At 64.4% G+C, this 12611-nt stretch carries 16 protein-coding genes; 7 read left to right on the forward strand and 9 right to left on the reverse strand.

The window, feature by feature from the left end; genetic code table 11:
- Positions 1 to 39: 39 nt before the first annotated feature.
- A complete protein-coding gene (locus ACOQOU_RS09805; protein ID WP_109768321.1) occupies positions 40 to 585 on the forward strand; it encodes a gamma-glutamylcyclotransferase in 546 nt (181 codons plus the stop codon).
- Here ACOQOU_RS09805 and ACOQOU_RS09810 read toward each other — a convergent pair.
- The 5 genes from ACOQOU_RS09810 to ACOQOU_RS09830 form a co-directional block, all read right to left on the reverse strand.
- Positions 548 to 1354, reverse strand: coding sequence for a lysophospholipid acyltransferase family protein (locus ACOQOU_RS09810; protein WP_109768322.1), 807 nt, complete (start codon positions 1352 to 1354; stop codon positions 548 to 550). The genes ACOQOU_RS09805 and ACOQOU_RS09810 overlap by 38 nt on opposite strands.
- A gap of 64 nt (positions 1355 to 1418) precedes the next feature.
- Positions 1419 to 2078 (reverse strand): YdcF family protein, encoded by a 660-nt coding sequence (locus ACOQOU_RS09815; RefSeq protein ID WP_158585177.1) that lies wholly within the window; start codon positions 2076 to 2078, stop codon positions 1419 to 1421.
- A gap of 124 nt (positions 2079 to 2202) precedes the next feature.
- Positions 2203 to 3147 (reverse strand): cell division protein FtsX, encoded by a 945-nt coding sequence (locus ACOQOU_RS09820; RefSeq protein WP_109768324.1) that lies wholly within the window; start codon positions 3145 to 3147, stop codon positions 2203 to 2205.
- Positions 3144 to 3803 (reverse strand): cell division ATP-binding protein FtsE, encoded by a 660-nt coding sequence (gene ftsE / locus ACOQOU_RS09825; protein WP_109768386.1) that lies wholly within the window; start codon positions 3801 to 3803, stop codon positions 3144 to 3146. Before ftsE ends, ACOQOU_RS09820 begins: the two co-directional genes overlap by 4 nt.
- Before the next feature lie 90 nt (positions 3804 to 3893).
- Complete coding sequence (locus tag ACOQOU_RS09830; protein ID WP_306026025.1) at positions 3894 to 4541, reverse strand: LysE family translocator; 648 nt, start codon at positions 4539 to 4541, stop codon at positions 3894 to 3896.
- A gap of 196 nt (positions 4542 to 4737) precedes the next feature.
- Between ACOQOU_RS09830 and ACOQOU_RS09835 the strand changes: the two genes are divergently transcribed.
- Together ACOQOU_RS09835 and ACOQOU_RS09840 are read left to right on the forward strand one after the other, a co-directional pair.
- The gene (locus ACOQOU_RS09835; RefSeq protein ID WP_109768387.1) at positions 4738 to 5964 is read left to right on the forward strand and encodes an argininosuccinate synthase; all 1227 of its coding nucleotides are present in this window, start codon (positions 4738 to 4740) and stop codon (positions 5962 to 5964) included.
- A 76-nt stretch (positions 5965 to 6040) separates the two neighbouring features.
- The gene (locus ACOQOU_RS09840) at positions 6041 to 7396 is read left to right on the forward strand and encodes a TAXI family TRAP transporter solute-binding subunit (protein ID WP_306026024.1); all 1356 of its coding nucleotides are present in this window, start codon (positions 6041 to 6043) and stop codon (positions 7394 to 7396) included.
- A gap of 36 nt (positions 7397 to 7432) precedes the next feature.
- On the opposite strand, the gene ACOQOU_RS09845 is transcribed toward ACOQOU_RS09840, so the two are convergent.
- A complete protein-coding gene (locus tag ACOQOU_RS09845; RefSeq protein WP_306026023.1) occupies positions 7433 to 7783 on the reverse strand; it encodes a hypothetical protein in 351 nt (116 codons plus the stop codon).
- A gap of 224 nt (positions 7784 to 8007) precedes the next feature.
- Between ACOQOU_RS09845 and ACOQOU_RS09850 the strand changes: the two genes are divergently transcribed.
- On the forward strand, positions 8008 to 8430 hold the full coding sequence (locus ACOQOU_RS09850) for a metallopeptidase family protein (RefSeq protein ID WP_109768327.1): 423 nt from the start codon (positions 8008 to 8010) through the stop codon (positions 8428 to 8430).
- Positions 8431 to 8442: 12 nt separating this feature from the next.
- Here ACOQOU_RS09850 and ACOQOU_RS09855 read toward each other — a convergent pair whose 3' ends face one another.
- The 3 genes from ACOQOU_RS09855 to ACOQOU_RS09865 are packed head-to-tail and all read right to left on the reverse strand — an operon-like array spanning position 8443 to position 10276.
- Entirely contained in the window at positions 8443 to 9171 is a 729-nt protein-coding gene (locus ACOQOU_RS09855; RefSeq protein ID WP_245412772.1) for a DUF1194 domain-containing protein, read from the reverse strand.
- On the reverse strand, positions 9168 to 9374 hold the full coding sequence (locus ACOQOU_RS09860; RefSeq protein ID WP_109768328.1) for a DUF1737 domain-containing protein: 207 nt from the start codon (positions 9372 to 9374) through the stop codon (positions 9168 to 9170). The genes ACOQOU_RS09855 and ACOQOU_RS09860 overlap by 4 nt, the downstream gene beginning before the upstream one ends.
- Positions 9371 to 10276, reverse strand: coding sequence for an HpcH/HpaI aldolase/citrate lyase family protein (locus ACOQOU_RS09865; RefSeq protein ID WP_306026022.1), 906 nt, complete (start codon positions 10274 to 10276; stop codon positions 9371 to 9373). Before ACOQOU_RS09865 ends, ACOQOU_RS09860 begins: the two co-directional genes overlap by 4 nt.
- A gap of 118 nt (positions 10277 to 10394) precedes the next feature.
- On the opposite strand from ACOQOU_RS09865, the gene leuD reads away from it, so the two are divergent.
- From leuD to ACOQOU_RS09880, 3 genes are all read left to right on the forward strand, one after another.
- Positions 10395 to 11000, forward strand: coding sequence for a 3-isopropylmalate dehydratase small subunit (gene leuD / locus ACOQOU_RS09870; RefSeq protein WP_306026021.1), 606 nt, complete (start codon positions 10395 to 10397; stop codon positions 10998 to 11000).
- Positions 11001 to 11140: 140 nt separating this feature from the next.
- Complete coding sequence (locus tag ACOQOU_RS09875) at positions 11141 to 11401, forward strand: phosphopantetheine-binding protein (RefSeq protein WP_306026020.1); 261 nt, start codon at positions 11141 to 11143, stop codon at positions 11399 to 11401.
- Entirely contained in the window at positions 11398 to 12609 is a 1212-nt protein-coding gene (locus ACOQOU_RS09880; RefSeq protein WP_306026019.1) for a beta-ketoacyl-[acyl-carrier-protein] synthase family protein, read from the forward strand. Before ACOQOU_RS09875 ends, ACOQOU_RS09880 begins: the two co-directional genes overlap by 4 nt.
- Positions 12610 to 12611: the final 2 nt, after the last annotated feature.

Genomic DNA, 12611 nt, shown 5'->3' on the forward strand with positions numbered 1-12611 from the left:
CAACCTTCCTTCGCGAACGACGAAACGAACGCGGCGCTTATGAACCAATTGTGGATATTCGGCTATGCGTCATTGATGTGGCGGCCCGGCTTTTCCTTCGCCGAAAGCCGGCGCGCCCGGCTGGTCGGCTATCACCGGAGCCTTTGCATCCGTTCCTTCGAACATCGCGGTACGCGCGAACGGCCGGGCCTGGTCATGGGGCTGGACCGGGGTGGCGCCTGCGTCGGTGTCGCCTTTCGCGTGATGCCGGATGATGAAGACACGGTGATGTCCTATCTGCGCGAGCGCGAACTGATCACCCATGTCTACAAGGAGCGGCGCAGCCGCATCGTGCTTTCGGATGGTCAGGCCGCCGAAGCGGTCACCTATGTCGCCGACCGCACCCATGAGCAATATGCCGGCCGGCTGAGTGTCGCGGAAGCGATCGACCGGGTGTGCGGCGCGGTCGGACAGGCCGGGCCGAACGAAGACTATGTGCTGAACACCGCCGCGCACATGCGCGAGATGGGCATTCGCGACCGTTGGATCGAAGCGGTTGCCGACGGCATCAGGCAGCGTCTGGATCGGCGGCCCGCCGCGCCTTGATCGCATCGAGCCGGGCCTGGGCCGTCGGCGGCAAGGGCGGCGGGTTGGGCCCTTCGACGGCGCGCAGCAGAAGCCGGTCGCATGCCTCCTCGGTGCGCCGTTCCAGTTCGGCCATGAAGGCGGACCGCGAAAGACCCGGCGGGATCGGATCGAGCACCTCGACCTCGATCAGGCCCGGATGGCGCAGAAACTTGCGCCGCGGCCAGTAGAGCCCGGCCATGTGGGCAATGGGCACCACCGGCACGTCAAGCTTCTCGTAAATATGGGCAATGCCGCTCTTGTAGGAAGGCTCGGCGCCCGGCGGCCGGCGCGTGCCTTCCGGATAGATGATGATCTGGCGCCCGTCATCGACGGCCTGCTGCGCGCTGGCATTGATCGACCGGATCGCCTGTTCGCGATTGCCGCGATCGATGGCGATCATCTTCATGCGCGCAATGTACCAACCGAACAGCGGGATCCACATCAATTGCCGTTTGAGAATGTAGATCGGGTCCGGCCACCAGGGCAGGAAGGCGATCGTGTCCCAGGCCGACTGGTGCTTCGGGGCGATGATGTAGCCTCCCTCGGGCAGTTTCTCGCGCCCGCGCACAATGTGATCGGTGCCGGCGATGACCTTCATCAGCCACAGATGGGTCCGCGACCAGAAGCGGACGATCCACCATGCAAAGCTGCGCGGGCCGAGAAAATAGAACGGCGTCCAGAAGATCATCTGGACGACATTGTTCGCGTAGAAGGCCAGGTTGAACAGAAGGGACCGGATGACGAGCACGGGGCGAACCTTGCGGAACCGATGGCGGCACGGCGGGCGATTGCCCTCTTAACCCGCATGACGGCTAGAAGGAAAGGGTTCGCGCCCGTGCCACCAGATATTTGGCGTATTCGCCGAGCAGCACCCGGTAGCGGTCCATCGATGCCGCCAGATCGACCGTCTCCGGCTTCATGTTGACGACCGGATAAGCCACGATCTCGACGTCGGGCAGGGCGTTCCGCATCTCAAGCATCGAGCGCGGCACGTGATAGTCGTTGGTCACGACGATCAGGCTGGCGTAGCCGTTCCGCTGGGCCCATGCGGCACTGCTCCTGGCATTGCCCTCCGTGTCCAGCGCCTCTCGATCGATGTCGATGCAGCATTCGAAGAGATCGGCGTCGATATCCAACGTGCGCCGCAGCGTGACATCGCTGATGTCCGCATCGACTCCGCTGATCAGAAGCCTTGCACCGCGCTGTTCGCGCAGCAGCGTCACGGCCGGCTCCAATCGCGCCCGGCCGCCCGTCAGGACGACGATCGCATCGGCAGAGACCCCAGCGGGCGGGTTCTCGGTCTGCCCGCCGACACGCGCGGCAAAAATGAAGAAGCCGACCACGGTGGCGATCAGCGCCAAAGCCGCCATGGCAACAAGGAAGTCGCGCACACGGTACAGGCGCCCGGCACCGCGGCTCGCCCGGCGCTCGAGCACGCCGGCCGCCTTGTCGATGTGTTCGCTTTCCGACATGTGTCGAATCCTAGTGGGCAATTGCGGCGTGCGGTAGACCAAAAACCATCGCCAAGGCCCCCCGACACACGCCATCACCGGCATTTTGCCGCCATGTCGGACCTCTGCCGGCACCGGAGCGGCTTCAAAGCGACGGATCGGCGCGTTTCTCGTCGATCTCGTAGAGAACCCGCAGAACCGTGACGCGGGTGGTTACCATGGTCAGCGCGCCGACCAGAACCACCACCAGGGCCACGCCGACATAGGCGATGGCGCCCATCGAGAAATCGCCGAAAAAGGCGGACAACTGCTCGTTCTCGGCGCTGGTCAGATTTCGGCTCGCCCAAAATCCCGTGACGAGAAAGACCGCCACCGCCGCGGCACCGCCGGCGGCCGCGCCCTGCAAGCCGATGACCAGAAAGCGGCGCTCGAATTGCCGCGCGATGAACCCGGCGCGCGCGCCGACAAAGTGCAGAACCTCTATGACCTCGTGATTGCCGGCCAGCGCGCCGCGCGTGGCAAAGACGACGGTCATGACCAACGCGGCCATCACCAGGGCCAGGACAGCGAGGCCGGCCAGTGTCGTTGTGCGCGCCATCGCCACAAGCCGTCCCACCCAGGCCCGGTGATCGTCCAGCGTTGCATTGGGCACGGCTTCCGTGATCGCCGCTCGCATAGCGGCAAAATCCGGCGGCGCCGTCTCGTCGATGGTGATGACGACGAGGCGCGGCACCGGCAGTTCGTCAAGTCCCAGCCCGCTGCCCAGCCACGGCTCCAGCAGCCCCAGCGTTTCCTCCCGGCCGATGATGCGCGCCGAGCGCACCCCTTCATAATCGGCTGCGATCGCTTGCGCCTCGGCCAGCGCGGTCTCGATGTCGAAGTCGCGCGCAGGCCGGATTTGAACCGTCGCCTCGCGCGAAATCTGGCTTTGCCAGGTCGCCGCGCTCTGGCCGACCAGTGAGACGCCGCCGACGGTCAGGCAGGCGAGGAAGGACATGATCGCAACGACCAGCGCCATCGCCTGACCGGCAATGTTGCCCGGCGGTACGATCGGCGAGGCCGGCGGCGACCTGTGGTCCTGATCGCTCATCCGAACACATCCAGATGCCCATTGGAGAGGATCATCCGCCGTGCATCCACCTGTTCCATAAGGCCAAGGTCATGGGTGGCGATGACCACCGCCGTGCCCGAGCGGTTGAGCTCGATGAACAGACGCAGAAGTCGCCGTGCCATGGGCGGATCCACATTGCCGGTCGGCTCGTCGGCGAGCAGGATTTCGGGCTGGTCGATCAGTGCGCGGGCAATGGCCACGCGCTGCTTTTCACCGCCCGACAGCACCGGCGGCAGCGCATTGAGCTTGTCGCCCAGCCCGACCCAGTCAAGCAGTTCGCTCACATCGCGCCGGTAGCTGGCCACTTCCTTGCCGCGCACCCGCAGCGGCAGGGCGACGTTTTCGAAGATCGTCATGTGGCTCAGAAGCCGGAAGTCCTGGAACACGACACCGATCCGGCGCCGCAGCATCGGCATCTCGCGGCGGTCGAGCGACAGCACGTCCTTGCCGAACAAGGTGATCTGGCCGCGCGTCGGCCGCAGCGACATGAACAACAGGCGCAACAGGGAGGTCTTTCCCGCACCGGACGGACCGGTCAGGAACTGGAAGGACTGCGCCGGGATGTGAAACGACACATCGGACAGAACCTCCGGCTCCAGCCCGTAGCGCAATCCCACATTGTCAAATCTGATCAAACCGCACCGCTCGCGAATCGCCTTTTGCGCCTGTGCCAGCAATAGTGCGCCCGAACCGTGATGGAAACAGGCCGCCTCGGGCGGTTCCGGTCAGCGCGCCTGCGCCGTCAGAATCTTCACCGCAAATGCGCCGAACACGCCGGCAAACAGCCAGTCGAGTGTGCGGGTGACGCGCGGCCGGGCGCGCAGCGCGGCGGCAAACCGGTCGGCGGCGAAGATCATCGGCAGGATGATCGGAATGGCGACGACGAGGAAGAAAAGGCCGAGAAAAAGCAGTTTGCCCGGCGCATGCGGGTCGTTCGCCGAAACGAACTGCGGCAGGAACGTCAAAAAGAACAATGCGATCTTGGGATTGAGGATGTTGATGCCGATACCGGTGAGATAGTGGCCCACCAACGATCCCGCCCGGGCGTTCTTTCCTGTACGGGGCGAGAATGACGAACCGTGCCGGATCGCCTGCCATGCAAGCCAGATCAGATAGACGGCGCCGATCACCTTCAGCACCAGGAACGCCGTCGGCGCCGCCACCAGCAAGGCGGAAAGGCCCAGCGCCACGAGCATGGTGTGCACCAGAATGCCGGTCACCGCGCCGGCAAAACAGGCCAGTCCCGCCGCGCGCGAATGAGTGATCGCCCGGCCGACATAGAGCGCCATGTCCGGCCCCGGCGTGATCGCCAGGACGACCGCGGCCAGCGCGAACTGCACCAGGATGGTCGCATCGGGTATGAAATCGCTCATCGGTCGTCAATCTTGGTTGATCCGGCGCGGCATTCAAGGCCGGACCAGCCCGCAAAGCAACCCGGAACTTGCAACGGGACCGGAGCCGAGCCGCCGGATTTCCCCCTTCGGCGAACTTGCGCCCCGACGGAAACCCAATATGGTGCGCGCCGGCACGCAAGGCGCCGCCGACCATCGCACTTTTCACGGAACTTCCATGTCCATCGACCTGAAGAACATCAACAAGGTGGTGCTTGCCTATTCCGGCGGGCTGGACACCTCGATCATCCTCAAATGGCTGCAGACCGAGCTGGGCGCCGAGGTGGTCACCTTCACCGCCGATCTCGGCCAGGGCGACGAACTCGAACCGGCGCGCCGCAAGGCCGAAATGCTCGGCATTCGCGAGATCTACATCGAGGATCTGCGCGAGGAGTTCGTGCGCGACTTCGTCTTCCCCATGTTCCGGGCCAACGCGGTCTATGAGGGCGTCTATCTTCTCGGCACGTCGATCGCACGACCGCTGATTTCCAAGCGGCTGGTCGAGATCGCCGAAGAAACCGGCGCGGACGCCATCGCCCATGGCGCAACCGGCAAGGGCAACGACCAGGTCCGCTTCGAATTGTCGGCCTACGCGCTTGATCCGGACATCAAAGTCATCGCGCCGTGGCGCGACTGGGCCTTCAAGTCGCGCACCGATCTGATCGACTTTGCCGAAAAGCACCAGATTCCGGTGCCCAAGGACAAGCAGGGCGAGGCGCCCTTCTCGGTCGATGCCAATCTTCTCCACTCCTCCTCCGAGGGCAAGGTGCTCGAAGACCCTTGGGCCGAGCCGCCCGAATATGTCCATATGCGTTCGGTCTCGCCGATGGACGCGCCGGACCGGCCGACCGATATCGAAATAACCTTCGAAAAGGGAGACGCCGTCGCGCTCAATGGCGCGGCCATGAGCCCGGCGACACTGCTCGCGGCGCTCAACGATCTGGGTCGCGACAACGGGATCGGCCGCATCGATCTGGTTGAGAACCGCTTCGTCGGCATGAAGTCGCGCGGCGTCTATGAAACGCCCGGCGGCACGATCCTGCTGGCCGCGCACCGCGCCATCGAATCGGTGACGCTCGATCGGGGCGCCGCCCATCTCAAAGACGAATTGATGCCGCGCTATGCGGAGCTGATCTATAACGGTTTCTGGTTCTCACCGGAACGCGCCATGCTGCAGGCTGCGATAGACGAAAGCCAGACGCGCGTGGAGGGCACGGTCCGTCTCAAGCTCTACAAGGGCAATGTGATCGTCACCGGCAGGAAGTCCGACGCTTCGCTCTACGACGACGCGCTCGTGACCTTCGAGGACGATCGTGGCGCCTACGACCAGAAGGACGCGGCCGGTTTCATCCGACTGAACGCCTTGCGCCTGCGCACGCTTGCCGCGCGCGACCGCGGCACCTGAGACGGCTCGGGGCCGGTCGATGACCAGGGGCGATCCGAGCAATCTCCAACGGCCCGCTGCCGAGAAACAGCCAACCGTGACGTCGGCCAACATTCGCTCGCGCCGCCAACGGCTTGTCCGGCGCGCCGCCTTTTTCAGCGTCGCCGTCATCGCCGGCGCCCTGTTGCTGACATGGCAGTGGATCAATCACGATCCCGCCCCGGCCGTGCTCACCGTGGCGACCGGTCCCGCGGGCTCGGATGCCCACACGCTGATGCGCGAGACCGCCGAGGTCATCGAACGGCATTCCGAAACGCTCCGCCTCGATGTCGTAACTTCCCGCGACGCCTCGCAGAACATCGCGCTTCTGAACGCCAAGCGCATAGATGCGGCGGTGATCCGCGCCGACACACCTGTCTTCACCGACATTCGGGGTATCGCCCATCTCTATCCGGACCTGTTTCACCTGATCGTCCGGGATGACGTGTCCGCCTATTCAATCCACGATCTTGACCGCATCAGCGTTTCGATCCCGGATTTCGACACGGCCAATTTTCGCTCCTTCTGGGTCGTCGGCGACCATTACGACCTGCCGATCGGCGATCTGGACTGGACGGCCGAACCGTTCGTCGATGGCGCCGGCAGGCTGCTGCGCGGCGATGTCGACGCGCTTTTCGCGGTCCGGTCGATGCGCGACCGGCAATTGATCCGCATGTTCGAGGATGCCCAGCTCACCGGACTGAAACTGCGCTACATCCCGATACGACAGGCCGATGCGATCGCCGTCAAACGACCGTTTCTGGCTCCCGCCGCGGTACCGATGGGCGGTTTGACGGGCGCATTGCCGGTCCCGACCAGCCGCACTCCGACGCTGAGCGTCGCCCGCGTTCTTGTCACCCGCTCCGATGTGGATGCTGCGGCGGTCCGCGAACTGACCCGCATCCTGTTCGAACACCGGATGGACTTGACGATCCGCTTCGCGCTGGCCTCGGCCATCACCGCGCCCGACACGACACGCGGCCTTTCTGTGCCTTTGCATGAAGGGGCCGAGGCGTTCTTCAACCGGGATGAGCCGAGCTTCGTTCAGGAAAACGCCGAGCCTCTGGCGTTGCTCGTAATGATCATGACGGGACTGATCTCGGGCATGTTGGCGCTCCGGTCACGTTTCGTCGCCAACCAGAAGAATCGCGCCGATGTCTACAATTACCAGCTGCTCGACATTCAGGAGCGGGCGGCGAAAGCCGCCGACCGTGCCGAACTGTCCACGCTGAAAGACGAGCTGAACACCGTTCTTCATACGGTGGTCCGCGCGCTGGATACCGACGAGGTGACCGATGAGGGCTTCCAATCCTTCTCGCTTCTCTGGGAAGCGGTGCGAGAAACGATCAACGATCGCGCAGCGGCGATCGGTTCCGAAGGAGACCCGGCACCGCCCGCGGCGAAACCCCGCTGATCTGTCCACAGAGCGCGACGGCGCAGAACGTTGAATTCAAAAGACGATGGTCACCCGCGCCGGGTTTTGCACAGCCGTCCACATCCCCGAAATACGTCCGACTCGACAGAAAGGCGGTTTTGCGAGAGTATTCATGCAGGCAATCGGGAAGTGATCTTTCAACGGAATGCGGATCGATTGTTCCAGTCCTTCGGGACTTGGCGGCTTTTGCTTTCGGGTGGAAGTCGAGGGTTGTTTGCGGACGAAAGTTCCAAGCAATTCCGATCGACGATCGTGTTTTCGGACATGGTTGTCTAGCGCCAGCCAGGGCGTGAATAAAATACATCCGGTGGAGCCTTCGGGCAAAGTCGGAGCGGTGCGGAAGGCTTGATCCTCGCGATCGGGCATTCCGGTTCTGCGGGACGGCCGGCACGGATGCCGACCGCCGCGAGGCGGGCAGGCCGAAAGGCCGGTTCGGACCCGGAAAATGCAGGGGGGCGGGAGCTTAGGCGACCGCCTTCCTCATTTGTGCGCCGGCAGCACCCGGCGGACGCTCATCTTCCCAAATGCTTCCCGTCTGCATATATGAAGTTTTCCGCAACCGAGCAGTGTTGGGTGTAACCGGCGGCGCCATGGGCATTTATGACCCCACGACAGACTGGAAGGATCGCTTCGCGCCGGGCCTGGCCGAAGTCGAGCAGATTGCGCGCGAGGCCTATGCCCATCTACCTGCCGAGTTTCGTGCCCTGACCGGCGATGTGCAGATCCGCATCGCCGAGTATCCGACCGAAGAGATCGCCGACGATCTGGGGCTTGAGACGCCGTTCGACCTTTTGGGCCTGTTCGAGGGCCGCGGCATCGCCGAACTGTGGAACCCGGCAACCGGGGATCAAGCCAACCGGATCACCCTCTATCGCCGGGCGATCCTCGACTATTGGGCCGAGAACGACGAAACGCTGGGTGACATCGTCACCCATGTCCTGATCCATGAACTCGGCCACCATTTTGGTCTTTCCGACGACGACATGGCCCATATCGAGGCATCGGCGGGCTGAAACGAAGCTGCCTCATTTAAGGCCGGACAAGGCGCCGCCGACGATCTCGCGCAGCAGCTTGCGCTTCATCGCGGCTTCGAAATCGGCAAATCCGTTGGCCACCTCCATGAAGGCGCCCGGTCCGAACAGCACCTCGTTGCGGTAGTAGGCGACGGGATCGGGGTCGGCCCCGGCAATCACCAGAGCATTGACCTGCACACCATCGAACGGGAAGTTGGCATAGGCAGGGCCGGGGCCGAACCCTTCATTGTTGACGCCATCGCCCGAGACGTCGATGACATGGCGGACGCAGCGCAGCGGGGCCGCCCCGAATCGGCCGGCCGCATGGCCCAGCGCATAGCCGAGCGCGGTTGGAAACGCGGTGTGGCGCCGGCGATGCGCCTGCAGCCGGTCGGCGAGCGCGAAAACCGCACCATCGCTTGCCAGATAGGTCCAGGGAACGATCTCGACCTGCTGGCGGCGGCCGCTCCATTCGAAGGCCGTCACCTGTATGCCGCCGACCTGCACGATCGCGCGGCGCACCGTCTCGTCGCGCAGCGCATTGGCCAGACCGTCCATCTGCAGCCGGTAGTCGCGCTCATCGACGCTCGACGAGACATCGACGGCCAGAACCAGCGACAGGGCACATTGCGGCTGCGCCTCGGCGTTTGATCCTGTCCAGACGCCCAGCGCCCAGGCAAGGACCATCACGAGGCCGAAACGGCCGGCATGATGCCACAGAGCAGACGCCGCGTCGGTCACAGATTGCCCAGTTTCAGCACCGGATCGTAGTCGTGGCCCGGCACGTCCTTGGTCACCGCCTGCCCGCACCGCATCTGCGCGGCAACGGGGTCGAATGCATAGACCGGGTCGCCGCAAAGCTCCCATCCCTTGCTCAGCGCCTCGGTCACCTTGTGGCAAAAGGCGGAATCGTCAAATCCGGTCAGCAATCGATAGGCTTTCATGGGCTCTCACTCCGTTCCCTTTGTGCGGCCGCAGCGGCGCGCGCGAGCAGCCGCTCGGCCTGTTTCAGATGTAAAAGCTCGGCCATCGACCCTTCGAACGCGATGACGCCCTTGCCGGCATTGTCGTCCGACGCGAACGCGGCGACCAGCCGCCTGGCCCGTTCAATGTCTTCGGCGGCGGGCGCGAACGCAGCGTTGGCCGGCGCGATCTGCGCCGGATGGATCAGCGTCTTGCCGTCGAACCCCATTTCCGCGCCCTGCCGGCATTCCGCCGCACAGCCCGCCGCGTCCTTGTGATCGTTGAAAACGCCGTCGAGAACGCAAGCGCCGCCGGCTTTTGCCGCCAGCACGATCTGCATCAGCCAGGCGTGCAGGTGCTGCCGCGCCGTGACGCCGGCCATTCCGGCCTCCTTGGCCAGATCGTTGGTTCCGACGACCAGGCAGTCGAGACGCGCGCCCGATTGCCGGGAAAGATCGGTGATCGCCGGTGCGTTCAGCACGCCGCGCGGCGTTTCTATCATGGCCCAGAGGCGCATCGTCTCCGCTGCATCGGTTTCGTCCAGCGCATCGGCCACGGCAAGAACGTCCGCGACATCGTCTGCCTTGGGGATCAGGATCGCGTCGGGCATGGCCGCGCGCGCCGCCAGAACGTCTTCGGTGCCCCATGGCGTCGACAGGGCATTGATGCGGATCACCCGCTCCCTGTCCGAAGCCGGGAACGCAGCGAAATGGGCGCGCACCGTCTCCCGCGCATCGGCTTTCGCCCCGGGCGCGACCGCATCCTCGAGATCGAAAATGATGGCGTCGGCGGCCAGCGTCTCTGCCTTGGAAACGGCGCGGGGCCGGTCGCCGGGCACGTAAAGAACGGAGCGTCGAAGCTGCGCGCGGTCGAAATCGGTCATGCCATCTTGTGCCGCCGAAGGACACGGTCGCGCAAGTCCCCGCTCATGTGCGCCGGCGCTTCATTTTTCCGCAACGCTTTGCTAAGCGGTGCGCGAACGAACGCACAGAAGAAGACCCATGGAAAAGTTCGACAAGCTCACCGGTGTCGCCGCCCCGTTGCCGATCATCAACATCGACACCGATATGATCATTCCCAAGGACTATCTGAAGACGATCCAGCGCACCGGTCTCGGTCGCGGCCTGTTCTCGGAGATGCGCTATCGCGAGGACGGATCGGACAATCCGGACTTCGTTCTCAACAAGCCCGCCTACAAGGACGCGACGATCCTGGTCGCCGGCGACAATTTCGGCTGCGGATCGTCGCGCGAACACGCGCCCTGGGCGCTGCTGGACTACGGCATACGCTGCGTGATCTCCACGAGCTTCGCCGACATCTTCTACAACAACTGCTTCAAGAACGGAATCCTTCCGGTCGTCGTCACGCCCGAAGAGCTCGAAAAGCTGCTCGAGGATGCCGGTCGCGGCGCCAACGCGACCCTGTCGGTCGATCTGGAGGCGCAGGAAATACGCGGGCCGGACGGTGGTGTCATCCGTTTCGACATCGACCCACACCGCAAGCACTGCCTTCTCAACGGGTTGGACGACATCGGCCTGACGCTGGAGAAGGCCGCAGCCATCGACAGCTTCGAAGGCACGATGAGCGCAGAACGTCCCTGGACGTGAAACGGTGGCCAGGGCCGGTGGGCAAGCATCGCGCCGGTCTTGTTGATTGACATTGCCGCGACCAAGCACCACAAGGCTTTTCGGGGACCACAGACGGCGTTGGCCGAACCCCGGCCAGCGCCGGACAAAGGCACATGCACATGTCAGACACTATTTTTGCCGAGACGGCGCGTATCATCGCCGAAAAGATCGAGCGCGATCCCACCGACATCTCTCCGGAAACGGAACTTTCGACCATCGATATCCAGTCGCTCGAACTGGCCGAAGTCATCTTCGACCTCGAGGACCGGTTCGAGATCGAGATCGAACTGAACGCCGCCGACGCATGGGAACAGCTCAAGACGGTCGGCGATGTGTGCGACGCCGTTCGCGGGCTCGTCGAAAAGAGCGCCAGCGCGTGAGCCGACCCCGCATCGTCATCACCGGGCTGGGCGGCATCAGCGCGCTCGGCACCAACGCGCCGGCAATCTGGAACGCCATGAAGACCGGCACGAACGGCATCGCGCCCATCGACATTCCCGAAAAGGACGAACTGAAGGCAAAGCTGGCAGCGCAGGTCCGCGAACTGCCGGACCATGGGTTCGAGCGCCGTCTGCTTCTGACCACCAGCCGGTTCGGCCTGCTGGCCATGATCGCCGCCAAGGAGGCCCTCTCCGACAGCGGCATCATCGACCATGGCATCGATCCGCTGCGCACCGGCGCGATCATCGGCACCGGCATATTCGGCGGCGATGTCATCGACACCAACTACAAGGCCATACTTCTGGAAAAGAAGAAGCGCACCGACATCTTCCTGGTGCCGCAGGCCATGCCGTCATCGCCCGCCGTGCACGTCTCCATGGCATTCGGGCTCAAGGGGCCGGTCTACGGCACCAGTTCGGCCTGCTCGTCCGCCAACCATGCCTTTGCCGCCGCCCTCGACACGCTGCGGGCCGGACGCGCCGACGTGATGATCGCAGGCGGCTCCGACGCGCCGCTCAATTTCGGTGTCCTGAAAGCGTGGGATTCCATGCGCATCCTGTCCCGCAATGGCTGCCGGCCCTTTTCCGCCGACCGGGACGGGCTGGTTCTGGGCGACGGCGCCGGCGCCGTGGTTCTCGAAACCGAGGAGCATGCACGGGCGCGCGGCGCGACCATCCTGGCCGAGCTGGCCGGGGCGGGCCTGACCGCCGATGCGGGAGACATCGTCGCGCCCGACATGGACGGTGCCGCGCGGGCCATGGAGCAATGCCTCGCCGACGCCGATTTGGCGCGAGGCGACGTGCAATATGTCAACGCTCATGGCACCGGCACCATGGGCAACGACAAGACGGAGACCCAGGCCATTCGCCGCGCCTTCGGCAGCCATGCCGATTCGCTGGCCGTCTCGTCAACCAAGTCGATGCATGGCCATTGCATGGGTGCGTCGGGCGCGCTCGAGATGATCGCCGCGGTGGGTACGGTGCGCGACGGCATCCTCCCACCGACACTCGGCTACGCGAACCCCGATCCGGAATGCGATCTCGACTACGTGCCCAACGAGCCACGCAAGGCCGATGTGGCCGCCGTGATCAGCAACTCGTTTGCGTTCGGCGGCTCCAACGCCGTGATAGCGGTCAAGCGGGCCTGAGG

Origin of the sequence: Oceaniradius stylonematis (assembly GCF_965223445.1) — a bacterium.
GTDB lineage: Bacteria > Pseudomonadota > Alphaproteobacteria > Rhizobiales > Rhizobiaceae > Roseitalea > Roseitalea stylonematis.